We start from the raw sequence: 20707 nt of genomic DNA, 5'->3' as shown, positions 1-20707 counted from the left end.
TATTTAGTTCGACACTTTTGACTCTTCAATTTTCTCACGAAGAACCATTTGTAAGATACCACCGTGACGGTAGTAGTCAATTTCTACTTCACTATCGAAACGAGCTACTACTTCAAATTGTTTTTCGTTGCCATCTGCATCAGTTGCAACTACTTTTACAAGATCGCGTGGTCTAACTGTTTTGTCAATTTGAATTTCAAATGACTCATTACCAACAAGGCCTAACGTTTCAGCGCTTTCGCCATCTTTAAATTGAAGTGGTAATACACCCATTAATACTAAGTTACTACGGTGAATACGCTCGAAGCTTTCTGCGATTACTGCTTTAATACCTAATAAGTTTGTACCTTTCGCAGCCCAGTCACGAGAACTTCCCATACCGTAATCTTTACCAGCAACAACTAGAAGACCTGTGCCATCTTCTTTATATTTCATAGCAGCATCATAGATTGATGTTACTTCACCAGTTGGCCAATATGTTGTGTATCCGCCTTCTGTTCCTGGTGCGATTTGGTTTTTAATACGGATGTTCGCGAATGTACCACGCATCATAACTTCGTGGTTACCACGACGAGAACCGTAAGAGTTAAAGTCAACAGGTTGTACGCCGTTTTCTAATAAGTAGCGTCCTGCTGGTGTATGCTTACCGATTGAACCTGCTGGTGAAATATGGTCTGTCGTTACAGAGTCTCCAAATTTACCAACTATGCGTAAATCTGATAACGTTTCAACTTCACCTGGCTCTTTAGATAATCCTTCAAAGAACGGTGGGTTTTGAATATATGTTGAATCATTATCCCAAGTATATAAAGCTTCATTTGAAGTTTGGATTTCATTCCAGCGCTCATTGCTGTTAAATACTTGTGCATATTCTTTCTTGAACAGTTCAGATGTAACAACGTTTTGAACTACATCTTCAATTTCTTTAGCTGATGGCCAAATGTCGTTGAAGTAAACAGCATTGCCATTTGCATCTTTACCGATTGCATCATTTTTCAAGTCAATATCAACAGTACCTGCAAGTGCATATGCCACAACAAGTGGTGGTGATGCTAAGTAGTTTGCTTTTACAAGTGGATGAATACGACCTTCGAAGTTACGGTTACCAGATAAAACAGATGTTACTAATAAATCGTTTGCTGCGATTGCTTCTTCTAATTCCTCTGCTAACGGACCAGAGTTACCGATACAAGTCGTACAGCCGTAACCAACTGTTTGGAAACCTAATTGATCTAAATATGTTGTTAAACCTGATTTATCTAAGTATTCAGTAACAACTTTAGATCCTGGTGCTAATGATGTTTTTACGTACTCAGGTACTACAAGCCCTTTTTCAATTGCTTTCTTCGCAACTAGACCTGCCCCAATTAATACGTATGGGTTTGATGTATTTGTACAGCTTGTAATTGCAGCGATTGCAATTGCACCTGTTTTCATCGTTACTTCTTTATCTTCTAATGTAACCTTCACTTCTTTATCGAACTCTTGCTCATTAAATCCAAGTCCTTGTGTTCCAACTGGTGCTACAACAGCTTTATGGAACGCATCTTTCATATCTGAAAGTGGAATTAAATCTTGTGGGCGTTTCGGTCCAGAAAGGTTAGATTCGATTGTATTTAAATCAATTTCAACAAGATCAGTGTAAATTGGATCTTTGCTGTCTGCTGTATAGAATAAACCATTTGCTTTACAGTATTCTTCAACAATGCGAATTTGCTCTTCATCTCTACCTGTTAAACGTAAGTATTCTAATGAAATATCGTCAATTGGGAAGAATCCACAAGTTGCACCGTATTCTGGTGCCATGTTTGAAATTGTTGCACGGTCAGCTAAAGGCATGCTTTTTAGTCCATTACCGAAGAACTCAACGAATTTACCAACTACACCTTTTTGACGTAATACTTGTGTTACTTTTAATGCAACGTCAGTTGCTGTAGTACCACTTGGAAGTGTACCAGTTAATTTCACACCGATTACTTCAGGTACTGGGAAGTATGAAGGCTGTCCAAGCATTCCCGCTTCTGCTTCAATACCACCAACGCCCCATCCAAGAACGCCGATACCGTTAATCATTGTTGTATGTGAGTCTGTTCCAACTAATGAATCTGGGTATGCAACTAAGTCACCTTCAGCATTTTTCACAGCATGAACAACTGGTGCTAAATATTCAAGGTTTACTTGGTGTACAATACCTGTAGCTGGTGGCACTGCGCGATAGTTATCAAATGATTTTTGTGCCCAGCTTAAAAATTTATAACGTTCTTCATTACGTTTAAACTCTAAGTCCATGTTGAATGCAAGCGCGTCTGCCGTACCCGCTCTATCAACCTGTACAGAGTGATCAATTACAAGGTCTACAGTAATTTCCGGATTAATTTTATCAGGATCCCCGCCCATATCTGCCATTGCTTTACGAAGCGAAGCCAAATCTACAACAGCTGGAACACCAGTGAAATCTTGTAAAATTACACGAGATGGTTTAAATGGAACATCGATATCTTGCACATCTTTCGTTCCCCATTTCGCTAAATTTGTAACATGTTCTTCTGTAATTACACGTCCGTCTACTTGACGAAGTACTGATTCAAGTAAAACTTTCACGGAATATGGTAATTGAGATACGTTGCCAACCCCTGTATTTTCAAGCGCTTTCAAATCATAATAATGATACGTTTTTCCATCTACTTCAAAAGTTGCACGTGATTGAAATGGATTATGTTTGACCATTATGTTTCCCCCCTGTTAAACGTGGCTAAGTTGTCTGAATATAAAATGTAGACAAACTTTTCAATACCTTACGATAATATCTTATTACAACTTTCTAAATAAGTAAATAATAAGAAACTTATAGATTATCATAAGTTTTCTTTATGTTTCTAAATTTGAATAGTGTTCACGCTCCTTATGAATACTATTACCATAAAGTAAAGTGCTCTATTAGTGCTTTACTTACAGTTCATACATACTATGAACTGCTCATCATTCAACATACAAAAAATATTATAGAGGTGAAATAAAATGGGTAAAAGAAAAGCAAATCATACTATTTCAGGAATGAATGCTGCATCTGCACAAGGACAAGGAACTGGTTACAATGAAGAATTTGCAAACGAACCTTTAACTCCAGCAGAGCGACAAAATAATAAAAAACGTAAAAAGAACCAGTAACGAAAAATCCCAAAAGGCATATTTTCCTTTTGGGATTTTTTCTAATGTTTATAACGTAGTAATTCCGAAACCGTTACAAATCGATATCCTTGTTTTTTCAGCTCAGGTAAAATTTTTGCTAGCGCTGCTACTGTTTGACTACGATCATTTCCTCCATCATGCAATAATACGATATCTCCACTTTTAGCATTTTTCACTACATGATTTACAATGGATTCAACCCCTGGATTCGCCCAATCACGTGGATCTTGATGCCACGACCATAGAACAGTTTGATAACCTGCTTCTTTCGCTGTTTTAAATACAGCATCGTTAATATATCCGCCAGGAGGACGGAATAGTAAAGGTTCTTTCACCCATTTTTTAAAACATTTCTTTCCATCTAAAATATCATTTTCTAATTTTTCATCTGATGAATTACTCGCATACAAATGGTTCATCGTATGATTTCCAATTTCATGTCCCTCTTTTAACACTTGTTTCACTAAATATGGATTACGCTGAACTCGAAATCCAATCATAAAAAAAGTCGCTTCTGCTTTATATTGACGTAATAAATGTAAAATTTGTGTTGTATAAGTCGGATCTGGTCCATCATCAAATGTAATGGCAATAATCTTTTCATTATTAGGTACTTCCCATGTTACATAGCCAGTTGGTTCTAGCTCTTTTCTGAGCAACATTTTCGCTTCCACTTTTTCCACTTGAAATATATGTACTGCGCATAATAAAGAAAAAACCACTAAAAAAATTTTCTGTTTTAGCATAATGTTCATTAAAGTAGGAGGTTGTCGAATACACAACAACCTCATTTACTTTTCTAACTGATCTACATTTCGCATAATGTTTTGGAGATTATTTTCGTATTGCTCAAGTTGTGGACGTTGTGTTTCTGAAGCTACTTCTAACGCATTTTGAATCTGTTCATACGCTTCCTGAACCTCTTGGCGTAATTCTTTTAGATCATGACCGTAGTTTGGATCATTTTTTACAATGTTGTTAAATGCATGTTCTGCTTGTGTAACTCCTTGCTGCGCTGCTTGAAAAGCTTGTTGTTTATCTTTATGATATGGCATTATATAATCCCCTTTCCATAATAGTTAGTCCCATTTATCTTTACCTTTTTTTCTAAAAACATTCTCGTATAAATTTGCAAACTTCTCTCATTCTAAAGAGAAAGAGGAGGTGTCACATACAATGGGAAAAAACAATCGTGAAGCGAAAGAAAAAAAGGGACAACCTGAACCATTAAGCGGATCGCATAAAGTAAAAAACCGTAACCATTCACGCCAAAAAAATCATGCACATCATGATATGTAAAACAAAAGGTTCACACTAGCTACCTTTGTCACATACAATGTTTATATTTTTCCATTTATTCTTCACCCCCACTTCATTCATGCATAACATAGTATGAATTGAGATTTTACGGAGGGTGTCTTACATGGGCAAGAAAAAGAAGGATTGTCTTTTTCATGTTGATGGTTTCGAAGAATGGATGGATCAATTTTGTTCTGATTCTTGTAGTAACTTTAGTTTCCCAAATCAAATTCATATTGACCTTTGCGAAACTGAACAAGAGTACATTTTGGAAACAGATGTACCAAATGTATCCGAACAAAATGTAGTCATTAAAAAGATGGAGACAGGCCTAAACATTTGCATACTTCATGAAAACATTTCTTTGCAGCGGATCATTCCTTTACCCGCTACTATTATTTACAAGAAGATGCTAGCCTGCTTAGAGAATGGATATTTAGCCATTCATATTTCCAAAAATGAAGTTGCTAATAAACATGAAGAAAAAGTTCTTTTTCAAAGTGAGAAGTAAAATAAAGTAAAACTGTAATCAATAGGAGTTTTACTGTCCGCAAATAGCGGGATAAAGTGAAACTTTCATCAGTGGGGCTTCATCCCCCACTGATATTAGTTGAACCAATCGGGCTTTTACGGGCAGTTGATCCCCCACCTAACTTCTTTGCTTTCGCTGAATTTTTAGGTGGGGGTTCTTACTGCCCGTTAATGCGGGATAAATACAAAAATAAGCCCCAGTCATCTGCTGGGGCTTATTTTATTTCGCATCTAATTCTAAATTACAATTTCTATCATATCTTTTTTTCAATAAACCTTTTGTAACTACAAGTACAGGAAATGCTACAGTTGAAAATATAGCTAGTGCTGAAAATACTACAAACCCATTTTGATACCCGTAGTAATCGAGAAGCACTCCCCCAAACCATGGACCAATTACTGCTCCAATCCCTGAAAATCCCATTGCTCCAAAATATGTTCCTTTTAAATGTGAAACAGCTATATCATCAATAAATACATCCGTCATGGAAAACATTAAAACTTCTCCAACTGTAAAAATAATTGTACAAATAGCAGCACCTAGCATAGATTCTGCTATTCCAAATCCAAACAACCCCCCGCTCACAAATAAAGTTCCAACCATAATTGATGTTAACGGTGTATACTTTTTACATATTTGAATAACAGGGTATTGAATTACGACTACAACAATCGCATTTAAAGCTAACATATACGAAAACAATGTCACTCCATCCTGAAATATATGTGAATTTGCAAAATATTGAGATACTGTTGTCGTTAAGTGTGAAAAGCCACAATTACTCAAAATAATACCGACTAAAGCAACTAAAAATACGACATCCTTTCGCAATATACGAACTGCATTTAACATTGTGACAGGCTTTTCTGTATTTACTTTCTTTTTTTCAATTGGATACTTCTTAAATTGGAATGCTAATATAGCTGTATATAGAATATATACTCCAGCTGCTACTAAAAAAGGAATTGTAGATTTTGCACTTCCAATCTGTAATCCGACAAGTGGGCCAATCGCTACTCCAACATTTATTGCACCGTAACGCAAATTATATACGAGTAAACGATACTCTGGTTTCGTTAAATCTGATAATAATGCTCTTGATGTCGGCTCAAAAAAAGACCGACATAATCCATTCAAAGCATTTAATAAAAAGAAACTTAAAACATGATTTGCAAGTGAAAAACCTATAAATACAAACACCCAAGCAACCATGGACCATATTATAATCATGTTTCGGCCGAATCGATCCGATAAATTCCCTCCAATAAAACTAGCAAACACTCCAACAAGTGCACTCGTTCCTATAATAGCACCCGTCATTCCAGCTGATACGCCTTTAACAGTCGTTAAATAAATTGCTAAAAAAGGAATACTCATTGACGTGGCGAATCTCGCAAATAAAGTCCCTATTATAATTGTCATTCCTAATGGATGAATATTTTGTAACTTCCCCTTCATCGTTAAACCTACTCTCCCTGTTCTTACATAAAAAAAGAAAGCAAAGGATCTGCTTTCTTTTCCTTTTTTATACTTGAGCTGTTGATACCCGAGCTGTTCTCGTTATGTCCATATCTATGCCATATGTAAACTGTAATTCTTTACAAACATCTTTAATTAAAATTGCGACATTATATTTCTCATTAAATTGTAAAACGATGTTTTCTACTTCTTCATATGTATACTTATATTCCCCTGTAATGACACTTTTTAAATCAAAGCATTCATTTATACAAAGTTGCACAAGCAGCTGGTCATATTTCTCTATTACATCTTCTTTTTTCCACAGTAACTCTTTTACATATAACCGATCAAACTTCACACTTTCTCGATTACAGTCCGTTAAAATCCGGGTCATTTCATTTAATTCTCGATACAATTCAGAAATATTTTTACTTAAACTAAGCAGTTTATCTACGCCGTTTTCATATAACATATTCATTCCACCCCCGCATTTTCTTCTTATTATAGCAAGAAAATTCTAAAAATAGTTTCTTTCTTCTGAAATATTAGGAAACTAATTTCAATTGCTTTACAATGAAACTAGTGAAAACGAAAGGGGAAAGAAAATTGGAGCAAAAATTATATTACACTGACGCTTATAAGCAAGACTTTACTACAAAAGTTATAAAACAAGATTATGATAAAGACGGTAACTTATACGTTATTTTAAACGAAACGGCATTTTATCCAACAGGGGGCGGACAACCATATGATACTGGTACATTAAATGATATCGATGTAATCAATGTAGAAGAGATAAATGGAGAAATTCATCACTTCATTGTAGAACAATTACATACTGAAGAAGTAGAAGGTAAAATTAATTGGGAGCGCCGTTTTGATCATATGCAGCAACATGCGGCTCAGCACATTTTATCTGCTGCTTTTTGGGACCATTTTAACATACCTACGATTGGATTCCACCTTGGAAAAGAAACGGTAACAATTGATTTAGAAACAGAAAATCTTCATACAGAAACGGTTGAAAAAGCAGTACAAATTGCAAACAAAATTGTTTTTGAAAACCATCCCATCCGCATCGAGTGGATGAACTTAGAAAAAGCGAAAACATTCCCCCTTCGTAAAGAACCGACTATAACAGAAAATATACGTGTTGTTATAATTGAAAACTTCGACTACAACGGCTGTGGCGGAACGCATCCGAAACGTACAGGTGAAGTAGGTCCTATTCAAGTACTAGGGTGGGAGCGCAATAAAGGTGGCATACGATTAACGTTTATCGCTGGTTGGCGCACACTAAATTTAATGGGCCAACAACAACAAATTATGAAAGATGTTTCTAAACAATTAAACAGTAGCGAGAGTGATATCCCAGCAAAAGTAGCACAACTTCTTACTTCTCAAAAAGAAAATGAAAAAGCAATACAAACAATGAATGAAAAATTATTATTTGCAGAGGCAAACGAACTACTTCAACAGCCTTCAGAAAAACATACCGGCATACTTATTTCTAAAGTATTTACAAATCGTTCTATGCAAGAAATCGCAAAGCTTTCTGCCATTATTACAGAACAACAAGAGCATGCCATTACATATTTCGTTATTGAAAATGAGGACAAACTACAATGCATCCTCGCTTGTGGAAAAACAGTCACGCTCGATATGAATGCTCTTTTAAAAGAGGCACTTCCTACAATTGAAGGAAAAGGTGGCGGAAATAAAAAGAGTGCTCGCGGTGGCGGAAAAGCGGTTATGACCGGGGACGAATTTTTAAATCAACTTGTTTCTTCTTTACAGTCAGAAGTGTAAAACATGTTTATGAAGGATAGCTAACTGCTATCCTTCAACTATATTTACAAACCTATATTTTGTTTCAAGCCTTGATAACTCCATGCACTTGCAAAACCTTCACTTATAAGAGTTATAAAAGTTTCCGAAAAACCATATTGACTTAAATCTTTAATCGGTACCATTTGCACATCTTGAATTGGATTATAATCAAACTCATTAGAAGGTAGCGTAATTTCACCTTCAATCCTTTCAAGCAGAAACGTAATATGTAATAAAGATGGACTAGCATCTGGTTTATCACAAACATAGAGTAGATTCTTAATTTTAACTTCTAATCCTGTTTCTTCTCTCATTTCTCAAATCATCGCTTCTTCTAACGTTTCACCATTCTCTACCCTTCCCCCAGGTAAAGACCAATTGCGATTAGCAACTTTTTGCTTTACTAGCAATACTTTTTCATCTTCAATTAAAATTCCCGTAACACGAACTTGCATTACACTTTCCATATGTAATCTCCTCTTCCCGTTATATTTACAAATTAACCCTTCCACAAAAAGAACATACGTTTTATAATTAAAGAAAATTATGGAAGAAAGAAGTTGTTACATCTATGCGTCCACCTTTAACAAAGTCTATATCACTTGAAGATTTCCAAAACTTTTATTGGTTAAAAGCAGAACTCCAAACATTTTGTCGTGAGCATGGTTTGCCAGCTAGTGGCTCTAAGATTGAAATAACCGAGCGTATCTCACATTATTTACATACTGGTAAAATATTAAAAAACAGCTCTAGTCAAAAGGTGAGTAAAGCTTCCCTCTCTTATAAAGAACTTTCTCTTCAAACGATTATTACTAACAATCACCGCTGCAGCGAAGATGTTCGTGCTTTTTTCAAAGAAAAAATCGGAGCAAACTTCCGATTTACAGTAGCTCTTCAAAAGTTTTTTAAAGAGAATGTCGGAAAAACATATGAAGACGCGCTAACGTTTTGGTATGAAGAAAACGAACGAAAAAAAGATCCTACATACAAAACAACTATTAGCGCGCAGTTTGAATACAATCGTTTCACTCGCGACTTTTTCGAAGATCCAAATAACAAAGGGAAATCAAAAGCTGATGCTATCGCTGCTTGGAATGAAATAAAAGCAAAACCTGGTAGCAATGCTTATGTTCCTCAAAAAGTAGAAAACTAGTCCCTTTCTAGTTTTCCACTTTCTCAAATAATAGCGCAAGCCCTATTCCACCACCAATTCCTAACGTCGCAATTCCATATTTCATATGCTCTCTTTTCGCTTGATAAAACAAATGTGTCACAAGCATAGCTCCAGATGCACCGTACGGATGACCTAGCGCAATTGCACCACCATTTACATTTAATTTTTCGAAAGGAATTTGTAACTCCTTTGCACAAGCAACAACCTTTGAAGCAAATGCTTCATTTATTTCAAAATAATCGATGTCCTCTACTTTCATATTCATTTCATTTAATAATTTGTTCACCGCAAATATCGGACCAGTCCCCGGAAGATTTGGATCCACTCCAACTACAGCACTACGAACGAAACGAAGTACAGGCTTATATCCTAATTTTCGGGCTTGCCCCTCTTCCATTACAAGAACGGCACATGCCCCATCATTTACACCGCACGAATTACCTGCCGTTACTGTACCATTTTGTAAAAATGCGGGCTTAGTTCTTTTAATCATTCTTTCATACTTCATTTCTCGTTTTATAGACTCATCTAAAGATCCATTAAAAGAAAGTATTTCATCTTGTAAATATCCATTTTCTACTGCTTGCAGTGTCCGTTTATAACTAAGGCAAGCATACTCGTCTTGCATTTCTCGCGTTATATTATAACGCTCTGCAACATATTCAGCTGCCACTCCCATATTAGGATCACCAATTGTTTCTGGTGAAAATCGCGCTCTATTTTGAAAAGGTGATGTACTTGTACTCTCTACTCCTCCTGCAATATAACAATTACCTGCGCCGCCTTGAATGAAATGACATGCAGTACGAATCGCTTCCAATCCGGCACCACATTGCCGGTCAATCGTTACACCAGGAATATGATAGCCAAGTCCTGCTTCTAAAGCAGATAATCTCGCAACATTCCCTCCCGGCCCCACAATATTCCCTAATATGACATCGTCTATTTCTCTCTCAATTCCTTTACTTAAAAACGTAAGAAGCGGCGTTACTAATTGCTGAACTTCATAATCTTTCAACATCCCATTCTTCTTACCAATAGGTGTCCTTTTTGCTTCTACAATAACCGCTCTATTCATATATTTTCTCCAGGTTTTCAATCATATTTTTTGCTGCAATACGAGCGATTTTCCCGCTATTTGTATACGGTATTTCATCTACAAAATGCCATTCTTTCGGTATTTTAAACGAGGATAATCGTTGTAAGCAAAAACTTTTTAATTGTTGCTTCGTAGCACTTCCTTTTACGATGGCGACAGGTTTTTCACCCCAATAACTATCTTTCACGCCAACTACAACTATTTCATCAACAGCTGTATGTTCATGTAATACACTTTCTATTTCTTCTGGGAAAATATTAATTCCTCCAAATAAAATCATATTCTTCTCTCTACCTACTATATATATAAAGCCTTCTTCATCTTCATAACCTACATCTCGCACTGTCATCCAGCCATCCGCAGTCAACTCTGGAACTAAAACCTTATCCAATATGTAGCCCATAAAAAACTGATCACTTTTCACATAAACAGTTCCTATCTCGCCTTTCTGTACTTCTTCTCCTGCTTCGTTACATATTCGAACTTGCACATTGTGACAAGGTTTTCCTACTGAATTTGGCCTTCTATCACTCTCTTCATCAACTAGTGCTGTTACAAAACTTAGTTCCGATGCACCGTAAAATTCATATTTTTGCGCATAAGGAAATATAATCTTTATTTTTTCTTTCGCTTCAGCTTCCCATTTCGCTCCTGACGAAATAATTTTCATTCCATTTTCTATTACTCTATTTTCTTTATATAAAGATTCTAGCATTGTCGGAACTGTATACATGACCGAAACGTGTTCCGTTTCTAACTTATCCAGCACTTGATCTGGAATAAACTTTTTCATAATATGCACCGTTTGCCCTACATATAATGCACTTATTGCACCGTATAAAAAAAGAGAATGAACGAGCGTCCCAGCTATTAAAATAGAATCTTCTTTTTTCATATGGAAGTCATGTATATTGCAATCAAAACTATGAACCCACGATTGTTGTGCACGTAAAAATGCTTTTGCCTTTCCAGTCGATCCTGATGTAAATCCCATATAAAACGGAGCATTTTGTACACTTTCTACAGGATTATATGTAGGAAGATAGTTCTCTATCATTCTTTTCCACTCATCAATTTCAATTACTCTTCCTTCTTCATCCGGTAGATCATTTACCTTATATCGCTCTGTCACAATCATAGCCGGGTTACTGATCGCAATTCTTTCTTTGAGCTCATCCTCTTTCCACTTTATATCTAACGGCACACAAACCCATCCGGCCATAGCAGCACCAGCAAATAGTTGTAAAAACTCCATACTATTTTCTAATACAATTGCTATCGTTTTATTCTGCGATTCTTTTTCATTCAACCAGTTTGCTACTTTACATACTGACTCAAACCATTCTTTAAATGTTAATACTCGATCATTTTCCTTTATTGCTATTTTATTTGTTTGTAAAGAGGCATACTTTTTATATTCTTTTGTAATCCCCATTTGAGACGTCCTTTCTTTACAAAATAATAAAAAGAAACACGCAATGAACGTGTTTCTTCTCTTTCTTATCCCGCATTTGTATATTTCCCACTCTTGAGAGCAGGCGTAATAATATGTTTCAATGAACGATGTAATTTCGTTACAAGAATTGCTGCTATAATCGCTTTTATGCAATCACCTGGTAAAAATACAGCACTTACTTTCATCGTCTGCCATATAGAAACATCCATAAAGAAAGCTTGTACAATAATACCAAATACATAAACTACGAAAATACCACCAATTATATTAATACATAATACCTTTATTATAGAAACTTCACGTAAACGCTCAATTAAATAACCAATGACAAACGCTCCAACGATATAACCAAGTAAATATCCTGCACTTGGCCCAACAAATACGCCTGGACCACCGCGTCCACCAGCAAGTAATGGTGCTCCAACTCCAACTATAAGTAAGAAAATAAGCTGACTTAACGCACCAAGACGTGATCCTAACAATCCACCAGCAAGCATAACACCGAGTGATTGTAATGTAATCGGAACTGGTGTAATAGCAAGAGCAATTGGAGGTATTAACCCTAACACTCCCATAATAGAACTAAATAAAGCGACGAAAACTAAGTTTTTTGTATTCATATTTGCTTCTCCTATTTGTAAACTTAAAATGATTTTTAGATAACATATTATAGGAGTTATATTATCTTTCTATTTAGTCTTTGTCAACTTATTTTAAATATAGGTTTACAAATATTTTTTCAATTATTTCTCTTTATGCAAATGCTCAAGTTCTTTCCGAAGCGCCTGTTTTAAAAACTTCCCAACAGATGTTTTCGGTATTTCTTCCATAAATACAATATCGTCTGGTAACCACCACTTCGCAAACTGTGGTTTTAAAAACTCATATATTTCTTCTTTTGTTACTGTACTATTTTTCTTTTGAACGACGCAGGCAATTGGTCGCTCTTGCCACTGCGGATGAGGAACGGCAACGACAGCTGCTTCAAATATAGCATCATGTGCCATTAATGCATTTTCAAGGTCAACTGAAGAAATCCACTCACCTCCGCTTTTAATAACATCTTTCGTACGGTCAACAATTTTCACGCAGCCTTCCTCGTCAACCGTAACGACATCTCCTGTATATAACCAACCATCACGAAAACCTTCGACAGTACGTTCATCGTTATAATAACTTTCAGCGATCCAAGGTGCTCGTAAACATAACTCTCCCATCTCAGTACCATCCCACTTCACTTCACCATTTGTACCGACTACTTTCATCTCTACACCAGGGACAAGATATCCTTGTTTTGAGCGAATTTCTAATTGCTCTTCATATGATAATTCTGTTTCATAACTTTTTAAACGTGCAAGTGTTACGAGTGGGCTTGTTTCAGTCATACCATATGCATGTACGAAAGGAACATTATATTTTTGCTCAAATGCTTTAATAACACTTTTCGGTGCAGCAGCACCACCGCATAATATTCTCGTTATACTAGATAAATCGTAACTATTATTTTCTAATTCTTGTAATACACCGAGCCAAATTGTCGGCACACCTGCTGCTATCGTTACTTTTTCAGCTTGAATCATCTCTAATAAAATTTTTGGAGTAAACATTGGTCCTGGCAGAACTTGTTTAGTTCCAAACCAAGTAGCTGCAAAAGGAAGCCCCCAAGCGTTCACATGGAACATCGGTACAATTGCCATCGCCGCATCACTTTCCGATAAAGCAGCTGTATCCGCTAAACCGAGTGCCATACAATGCAATACAGTACTACGATGCGTATATACAACACCTTTTGGGTTTCCGGTAGTCGCTGACGTATAACACATACCAGCAGGTGTATTTTCATCAATATCTTTTACAAATTGGAAAGTTGGATCGCCTTCTTCTAATAGCTTTTCATAATGATATACAGGTTCTAGCGTAGTATTGGGAAGTTCATCTTTATCAGTCATAATAATGTAGGCTTGTACAGTTGATAATTGTGATTGAATATTTTCAACAAGTGGTACAAGATCTTCATCTATAAGTAGAATTCGATCTTCTGCGTGCTGAATAATGTATGAAATATGTTGAGGAGATAAACGAATATTAATTGTGTGTAAAACGGAAGCAATACCAGGAATAGCAAAATACGCTTCCACATGTCGATGATGATTCCACGCTAACGTTCCTATACGCTCGCCTTCTTTAATTCCTAATTTTTTTAGCGCACTTGAAAGTCTTCTCGTCCTTTCACCTAACTGCTTATACGTTAACGTCGTAACTGTATCATGTGTCCGTGAAACAATTTCTTTCTTCGAAAACAGTTTCTCTGCTCTTTCCATCATAGAACTAATTGTTAGCGGTACATTCATCATCATATTGGTTACATCCCCCTTTAAAGCGTTTTCATTTTTTGTTTATTATAACAGACTTCTACAAATGATTACGACATTTTTCTGTATTTTCTGAATTATTTCTTTGGAAATAATTCAGAAAATACTAAGAGAAAATATATTAAAATTCCTTCTTACGATATATAAATACCGAAATGAAATAAGAAAAGATATATATGATAACGCCAAATATTGTATATAGAATTGAAACGTATACAGATGAATTTAAATTTGATATTGGAAATTGTTCTATTAGATATCCAATTACACTTTGTAATCCAAAATAAGTAACAAGTCCCCCACATGCGCCTCCAATTGTAATAGCATCAGATTTTTCTGCTCCAAAAACATAGAGAAGCGGATAAGCTATTGCTCCGGCATTAAGAATGATGAACGTCCCTAAAGAAACACTCTTAAATATACCATCATCAATTGGTGTATCTGAAACTAAACCATGAACATAAAATATGCCATACGATAATAAAGTACCAATAATTACAACTAAAAAATAGAAAAGATAGTGACTTTGTACAATATTATTTCTAGTAACCGGTAAAGTAAGTACATATTTTTCATACCCCGACTTACTCTCATATTTAATAACTTCAAGTGCAGGAATCGCAGCAAATAAGATAATGAACGTAGCAATTAAACGGTACATTGAAGCATTACCAAAATAAAAAACAAATCCCGCTCCTAATATCGCTATTCCCATGAACATAAAGAAAGTTCGATACACTAGATAATAGTTTGTCAATAATAAACCTTTCATTTATTTTTCACTCCTCGTTAATAAAACACTTATTTCTTCTATCGAAATGGTTCTATGAGCAATCCCACTTGGTAATTTATGCACATCTGATACAAGTACATTGAAATAAGAACCATTATTCCTTTTCACCACAACTATATCTTTGTTGATTAAAGTTAGTTGTTCCTCATCAACATCTACAATGGCATAATTGTCCAAAACCTTATCCTTTTCTTCATTCAATAAAATTTCTCCATCTTTTATCACAATAAGGTGACTAGCTATTTTTTCTACATCACTCATAATATGTGAAGAAAGTAATATACCACCATTACTTTTATTCACAAAACTTTTTAATTCCTCTAATACTTCCTCCCTAGATGAAGGATCAAGACCTCCCGTCGCTTCATCTAGGATTAATAATTTTGCATTATGCGATAATGCAACAGCTATAGATAGTTTCATCGACATTCCACGGGAAAATCTACCTACTTTTTCATTAGTAGGTAAAGAGAAAGAATGAACTAATCGGTAAAAATTTTCTCTATCCCAAGATTCAAACATCTTTTCAAAAACCTTATTTAGTTGTTTTATTGTAAGATGAGCCGGTAGATTCATAGCATCAAATACGACTCCAATCTTCCCCTTATTCTTGGCATCTTTATTTATATTTTCTTCACCAAATATTTTTACTGTACCGCTATCTTTAGAAATTAATTCTAGTACTGTTTTAAATGTTGTTGATTTACCTGCCCCATTGTCACCAATGAATCCAACAATTGCCCCTGATGGCACATTGAATGTAACATCTTTTAAAACAACTTTGCTTCCAAATGATTTACTTAAATTTTTAATTTCTAGAATGTTTGACATCATTTCACTCCCATCTTAACTTTTAATAAAATTGATTTTCTCCTATTAAAAATTATCCACTTTATCTCTCACTTTCTTTTTTAGTTTAAAAATAATACGATTGCTATATTCTTTATTTTCTACTAAAATTCGATACATCTCCCACACTCCTACAACACGAACAAAAAGATAGACTCCAATCGCAATAAGTACAACACAGTACGGATAATACTGCACTAATTCTCCTGAAGTGATATGCTTTTTCTCAAACAAAAACGGGATTGCGCCTGCTGCTATAAAACAAAATCCAACAATCATCACTGCAGCATACTTCTTCTTAATAATCGCATATCTTTTTGTCAATTCTTTTAGAAAGTTTTGATCAAATAGTAGTTCTTCCTTTTTCAATACATTGTATCGACTCTCTTCTATCGTTACAGGTACCATCATTGCTCCAATTCCAAGGACAGCAATGATAATGACAAGGAATGTCGACATTGTTGCATTTTCTTTAAATAATAAATACGGTATTGTCGATAAAATGAGCAAACTAAATCCTAACGCAATATATTTAGAAATTTTTTGCCCATACACTATATATCCTTCTGCCATTTCCTGACTTACGTAATAGCCATCCACATTTTCATTACTTTGCTCAGCAGTTTCTTTTAATAAATAGTCGAGTGATACTTCAAATACATTTCCAATCATTATTAACTTTTCAGTTTCAGGAAATCCTTGACCGTTTTCCCATTTACTAACTGCTTGCCTTGTTGTGTTTAATTTTTCAGCTAACGCTTCTTGAGAAAGGCCCTTTTCCTTTCTTAATTTAAAAAGTTTTTCACCAAATCCCATATCTGTGTCCCCCTTTGTTTTCTTACCTAAATTGTATGTAAACATTGCCCTTATCTCTATCTTCCTGTGGTTGCACTTTGTCAACTTACGGTTGCGATTGTGTTATATAGCGGTTTTCTATACGATTTAGCTAGTTTCTTCTATGATTATCGCGTTAACAAAACACCCTCTCCCAATAACCAATTATAACAATTAAAGGTAAATATTGTTACAAAAAACCAAAAAACTCCCTTATTCATTTAAAGGAGCTTTCGATATGAAATATTCCAATAAGGACTAATTTTTCTTCCTCACATTGATTCACAATTTCTTCTATACATATTTGTATGTCATATAACGACAGTATATGTTGTCATCTCCTTATATAAGGCATACTCACATATATGTAAAATATTACTCCTATTAACTTCCCTAATAAAAACACTTCTCCATAATCATAACGGCTTCTGCTTAAACTTTTCATAATGTCGTACTTTTAATAAAAGGATATTCCCGCAATCTGTACAAATATAAGCATCTACTGGTGAAGATGTGAACATCGTCTCCTTTTTCCGTATTTGTGCATAACCGACAAACTCCCCTTCTCCTATGTTATGAGAACCACAATTAGAGCATGTCTGCACGTCTTTCTGTTTCATGAGAGCACCACCTTTAATCTGTTTCCACTCCCTTCGACAGTTCACTTCCATTTCCCTTCCAAAAACCCTCTTATTCTCTTACATTTCAACAGGAATCTCCGAACAAACATCGTATATGTACTATGAAATATATTTATTAACGGAGGAATTTTATGAGTACTATTATGACGCTCAATACAGCACAAGAAATTGAAAGCGCAGAAATACATATGCTTTCTTCTAGATTAAAGGCACTACAAGCAATAAACGGAAATCCAATGCAAGTACAAATGAAAAAGTTCGGGAGTGCCACTGCCTTTTCATCAAAAATAATTGCTGGTCCAGCTTTTAATACGGTAAAAGGGATTACATTTACAAATACAGATGAGATAGATGAAATTATCTCTTATTATCAATCGCTACAAATCCCTTATCGTTTTGAAATTACACCCGCTCAAGGTACAGCTGAATTATTTCAATACTTATCTCAAAGAGGATTTTACCAATCCAGCTTCCATACCGCTTTATATAGTATACCGAGAGAAGACCCATCCCTTCTTCCTTCTACCATTTCAGTACGCCAACTAAAAGAAAATGAATTTCATATTTTTGCAGACATATATGTACGTGGATTTAACATGCCAGCCTTTACAAAAGATGGCGTGCGCCAAAATAACGAAATTCTCTACAATAAACCCGGCTGGCATTTTTTCATAGCCGAAGTTCAAAACACTCCTGCAGGCATTGGTGTCCTGTATATAAATAATGGGATTGCTTCATTAGCTGCTTCTGCTACTTTGCCAGAATTTCAGCGTAAAGGCTGTCATACTGCCTTAATTCAAAAACGAATAGAAAAAGCTCTAGCGAAAAACTGTCATTTAATAGTCGGACAAGCAAGGTTCGGTAGCGGCAGTCAAAATAATATGGAACGTGCCCATATGAAAATTGCTTATACAAAATCAATATGGACTGCAAAAGACATATAATTAACATTCTTTCTCCTTCCATTACAATCTTATACATTCTATGACAATTCCTTTTCTATCCTATTAATCATTTGAATATTCAAACTAGATTTGTTACGCTATTACTAGATACATCATTCAACTTGCAACATGAAAAGAGAATTCTAATCAAACTACAAGGAGGAGAAATGTATGACTAAGAATGATCATGGTTTAAAGGAAAAAGTAGAAGGTGCCATTGATAAAGTAAAAGGTGAAGTAAAAGAAGTTGTCGGGAAAGTAACTGACAATAAGAAATTACAAGCTGAAGGAAAATGGGATAAAGTGAAAGGCACTGCTAAAGATACGGTTGGTAATGTAAAAGAGAAAGTACATGAATATAAAGAACATAAAGAGAATAAATAAAAAAGAACAAAGATGTATGGTGGTGCAAGTAGGGAGTTACTAGATCCGAGAAAAAAGAATTTGTATTTTATATTTACCTGTAAAATCATTTTAAAACGACAAATAGATGCCTTCAGGCATCTATTTGTCTATAAACAGCTATTTTTCTTCTACTATATAACTTCCTAATCACTGAGGCTTCTCCTTACCAACATTCCCCAACATAATACCTTTGCTAGAGTAAAAGATCACTTTGTGAAATTTGGTTTTAGGTCGCCTGTATACGGTTCGTGCTCAACAAAGATTTTTATATCTTTTCCATTCGCATCTTTCCCGATTCTTGTATACGTAAATTTCTCTTTATTTAACTCTGTAAGTTCAAGGACCGCACCATATTTATTATTTCCTAACGAAGCGTGAGCTCTTATTTTATTACCATGTACAACATCGAAGAAACCATAATCCCCACGACTTACCCCTGTGTTCACATTAAAAAACTCATATTTATTTGTATTTTTATCATATTTTGCTAGACTGATTAAGTTTGAGTTGTATTTTGTTACATTATTACCCTGTTCGTCTAATACCACCGTTCCGTTCCATAGTGTACTAGATAAAATTTCATCTCCATCAACGTCTGTAACTATTTTCCCTGTCGAGCTTTCTAAATTTTTATCAGGTTGCGTGAAAGAAAGTTCTTTTTCATGGTAAGGAACATGTTCAACAAACACTTCTACATCGTTCCCTTTTGCATCTTTCCCCATTCTTTTATATGTAAATTTCTCCTTGTCTAATTGCGTTAATTCAACAACTGCCTGATAATTTTGCGTTTCAGAAATTAACACTCTTTTCTTTCCATCATTCGTTATAAAAAAGATACCGCTATCATTACGACTTTCTCCTGTACTTGCATTAAAAAATTCATACCTTGCAGTTTTAGCATCATATTTTGCAAGCCCGATGAAATTTTGATTTTCTTTCGTTACATCATTATGATCTTTGTCATAGACTTTTGTCCCTTTCCAATTTGTTTCACCAAGTATGCTAGCTAGTAGTTGCCCTTTCGTTTGTTGAGTTTGTTTAGTTTCTTGTATTGCATTGTATAAAAATTGTGCGTACTGTTCACGCGTCACATCCATACTTGGAGCAAATTTCCCTCCTCCTACTCCTTTTGCAATATTATTTGTTTGAACAGCACTAATTGCATTTCTTGCCCATGAGTTCGTTGAAACGTCATTAAAAGTATGATCACTCTTTGCCTTTAAATGAAAAGCATTTGTAAGAACTTGTGCCATTTCTGCACGTGTTAAGGATGCCTTCGGTCTAAAGTTCCCATGCTCGTCACCCGTAAAAACGCCCATTTCTGTTAAAGATAAAATTTCCTTTATATAGCTTGTCGAATCTTCGCTTACGTCCCCATATGGGTTCTCATAATTTTTGTTTTCTGCCATATTAAAATAACGATACATTAATGCTGCAACTTGTTCGCGTGTTACGTTATCTCCAAAACCAAATCTTCCATCATCATAGCCAAAAATAATTTTCTCACCTGTTAATTGATGAATCGCCTCATATGCCCAGTGCCCCTTTGGAACATCTTTGAATACACCAGTATGATTCGTTTGTGGTGTAACCTCTTCTGCTTTCACCTCTCCATTTTTTTCACTTAATAGACTTCCACCTAAAACTGCTGATATGATACATGTTTTTAAAATTGTTTTATTCATAACTTCCCAATCCCTTCCTTCATTTAACAAAGAATTACACCACTTATCTTCCAAAAGAAGATTCTATGTGAGCAATTCATGTTTTACATTTTGATTACAGCTAATTGGTTACACCTCCAAAGTTCTTTTTCGTAGTATCCATAG

The 20707-nt window shown here is 35.2% G+C and carries 21 protein-coding genes and 1 pseudogene; 7 read left to right on the top strand and 15 right to left on the bottom strand.

All coding sequences use genetic code 11. From position 1 onward, the window contains the following. Window positions 1-3 precede the first annotated feature (3 nt). On the bottom strand, window positions 4-2727 hold the full coding sequence (acnA, locus tag FS802_RS24910) for an aconitate hydratase AcnA (RefSeq protein WP_000238584.1): 2724 nt from the start codon (window positions 2725-2727) through the stop codon (window positions 4-6). 291 nt (window positions 2728-3018) lie between these two features. On the opposite strand from acnA, the gene sspO reads away from it, so the two are divergent. Beyond that, the gene (gene sspO, locus FS802_RS24905) at window positions 3019-3168 is read left to right on the top strand and encodes an acid-soluble spore protein SspO (protein ID WP_000518057.1); all 150 of its coding nucleotides are present in this window, start codon (window positions 3019-3021) and stop codon (window positions 3166-3168) included. Window positions 3169-3209: 41 nt separating this feature from the next. Here sspO and pdaB read toward each other — a convergent pair whose 3' ends face one another. Together pdaB and FS802_RS24895 are read right to left on the bottom strand one after the other, a co-directional pair. Then, window positions 3210-3935 (bottom strand): polysaccharide deacetylase family sporulation protein PdaB, encoded by a 726-nt coding sequence (gene pdaB, locus FS802_RS24900; RefSeq protein WP_098654658.1) that lies wholly within the window; start codon window positions 3933-3935, stop codon window positions 3210-3212. A 45-nt stretch (window positions 3936-3980) separates the two neighbouring features. Continuing rightward, on the bottom strand, window positions 3981-4244 hold the full coding sequence (locus tag FS802_RS24895) for a hypothetical protein (RefSeq protein WP_001146292.1): 264 nt from the start codon (window positions 4242-4244) through the stop codon (window positions 3981-3983). A 121-nt stretch (window positions 4245-4365) separates the two neighbouring features. On the opposite strand from FS802_RS24895, the gene FS802_RS24890 reads away from it, so the two are divergent. Beyond that, on the top strand, window positions 4366-4488 hold the full coding sequence (locus tag FS802_RS24890) for a small acid-soluble spore protein P (protein ID WP_000517650.1): 123 nt from the start codon (window positions 4366-4368) through the stop codon (window positions 4486-4488). 124 nt (window positions 4489-4612) lie between these two features. Beyond that, window positions 4613-4999, top strand: a complete 387-nt coding sequence (locus FS802_RS24885) for an Hsp20/alpha crystallin family protein (protein ID WP_000516734.1) — start codon at window positions 4613-4615, stop codon at window positions 4997-4999. 240 nt (window positions 5000-5239) lie between these two features. Here FS802_RS24885 and FS802_RS24880 read toward each other — a convergent pair whose 3' ends face one another. Both FS802_RS24880 and FS802_RS24875 read right to left on the bottom strand, forming a co-directional pair. Beyond that, window positions 5240-6478 (bottom strand): MDR family MFS transporter, encoded by a 1239-nt coding sequence (locus FS802_RS24880; protein ID WP_098200987.1) that lies wholly within the window; start codon window positions 6476-6478, stop codon window positions 5240-5242. Window positions 6479-6545: 67 nt separating this feature from the next. After that, entirely contained in the window at window positions 6546-6953 is a 408-nt protein-coding gene (locus tag FS802_RS24875) for a hypothetical protein (protein ID WP_000965133.1), read from the bottom strand. A 134-nt stretch (window positions 6954-7087) separates the two neighbouring features. Here FS802_RS24875 and FS802_RS24870 point away from each other — a divergent pair, with 134 nt between their 5' ends. Continuing rightward, the gene (locus FS802_RS24870; RefSeq protein WP_176520830.1) at window positions 7088-8290 is read left to right on the top strand and encodes an alanyl-tRNA editing protein; all 1203 of its coding nucleotides are present in this window, start codon (window positions 7088-7090) and stop codon (window positions 8288-8290) included. Between the two features lie 44 nt (window positions 8291-8334). Here FS802_RS24870 and FS802_RS24865 read toward each other — a convergent pair. Beyond that, window positions 8335-8778, bottom strand: a pseudogene (locus FS802_RS24865) (NUDIX hydrolase). 104 nt (window positions 8779-8882) lie between these two features. Here FS802_RS24865 and FS802_RS24860 point away from each other — a divergent pair. Beyond that, window positions 8883-9464, top strand: a complete 582-nt coding sequence (locus FS802_RS24860) for a DUF6434 domain-containing protein (protein ID WP_001247733.1) — start codon at window positions 8883-8885, stop codon at window positions 9462-9464. A gap of 7 nt (window positions 9465-9471) precedes the next feature. Here FS802_RS24860 and FS802_RS24855 read toward each other — a convergent pair whose 3' ends face one another. The 8 genes from FS802_RS24855 to FS802_RS24820 form a co-directional block, all read right to left on the bottom strand. Further along, a complete protein-coding gene (locus FS802_RS24855; RefSeq protein WP_098200985.1) occupies window positions 9472-10563 on the bottom strand; it encodes an acetyl-CoA C-acyltransferase in 1092 nt (363 codons plus the stop codon). Further along, on the bottom strand, window positions 10556-12019 hold the full coding sequence (locus FS802_RS24850; RefSeq protein ID WP_098078795.1) for an acyl-CoA synthetase: 1464 nt from the start codon (window positions 12017-12019) through the stop codon (window positions 10556-10558). The genes FS802_RS24855 and FS802_RS24850 overlap by 8 nt, the downstream gene beginning before the upstream one ends. A 65-nt stretch (window positions 12020-12084) precedes the next feature. Beyond that, the gene (locus FS802_RS24845; RefSeq protein ID WP_001093321.1) at window positions 12085-12660 is read right to left on the bottom strand and encodes a biotin transporter BioY; all 576 of its coding nucleotides are present in this window, start codon (window positions 12658-12660) and stop codon (window positions 12085-12087) included. A gap of 123 nt (window positions 12661-12783) precedes the next feature. Beyond that, a complete protein-coding gene (locus FS802_RS24840; RefSeq protein WP_046957728.1) occupies window positions 12784-14397 on the bottom strand; it encodes a long-chain fatty acid--CoA ligase in 1614 nt (537 codons plus the stop codon). 136 nt (window positions 14398-14533) lie between these two features. Beyond that, a complete protein-coding gene (locus tag FS802_RS24835) occupies window positions 14534-15184 on the bottom strand; it encodes an ABC-2 transporter permease (RefSeq protein WP_048562571.1) in 651 nt (216 codons plus the stop codon). After that, window positions 15185-16036, bottom strand: coding sequence for an ABC transporter ATP-binding protein (locus tag FS802_RS24830; protein WP_098720300.1), 852 nt, complete (start codon window positions 16034-16036; stop codon window positions 15185-15187). It lies immediately after the preceding gene. A 45-nt stretch (window positions 16037-16081) separates the two neighbouring features. Then, on the bottom strand, window positions 16082-16870 hold the full coding sequence (locus FS802_RS24825) for a helix-turn-helix domain-containing protein (RefSeq protein ID WP_098720299.1): 789 nt from the start codon (window positions 16868-16870) through the stop codon (window positions 16082-16084). Window positions 16871-17304: 434 nt separating this feature from the next. Then, a complete protein-coding gene (locus FS802_RS24820) occupies window positions 17305-17508 on the bottom strand; it encodes a hypothetical protein (RefSeq protein WP_000810206.1) in 204 nt (67 codons plus the stop codon). A gap of 152 nt (window positions 17509-17660) precedes the next feature. Here FS802_RS24820 and FS802_RS24815 point away from each other — a divergent pair, with 152 nt between their 5' ends. Continuing rightward, window positions 17661-18473, top strand: a complete 813-nt coding sequence (locus tag FS802_RS24815; RefSeq protein WP_098654618.1) for a GNAT family N-acetyltransferase — start codon at window positions 17661-17663, stop codon at window positions 18471-18473. Between the two features lie 171 nt (window positions 18474-18644). Further along, a complete protein-coding gene (locus FS802_RS24810; RefSeq protein ID WP_016077378.1) occupies window positions 18645-18857 on the top strand; it encodes a CsbD family protein in 213 nt (70 codons plus the stop codon). Window positions 18858-19084: 227 nt separating this feature from the next. Here the strand turns inward: FS802_RS24810 and FS802_RS24805 are convergent, their stop codons facing one another. Continuing rightward, on the bottom strand, window positions 19085-20563 hold the full coding sequence (locus FS802_RS24805; protein WP_142336900.1) for a DUF4822 domain-containing protein: 1479 nt from the start codon (window positions 20561-20563) through the stop codon (window positions 19085-19087). Window positions 20564-20707: the final 144 nt, after the last annotated feature.

It is taken from the genome of Bacillus sp. DE0042 (assembly GCF_007680225.1).
GTDB classification, from domain to species: Bacteria; Bacillota; Bacilli; order Bacillales; family Bacillaceae_G; genus Bacillus_A; species Bacillus_A wiedmannii.
The sequence above is the reverse complement of the archived record's forward strand: the minus strand, read 5'-3'. Positions and strand labels throughout refer to the sequence as shown.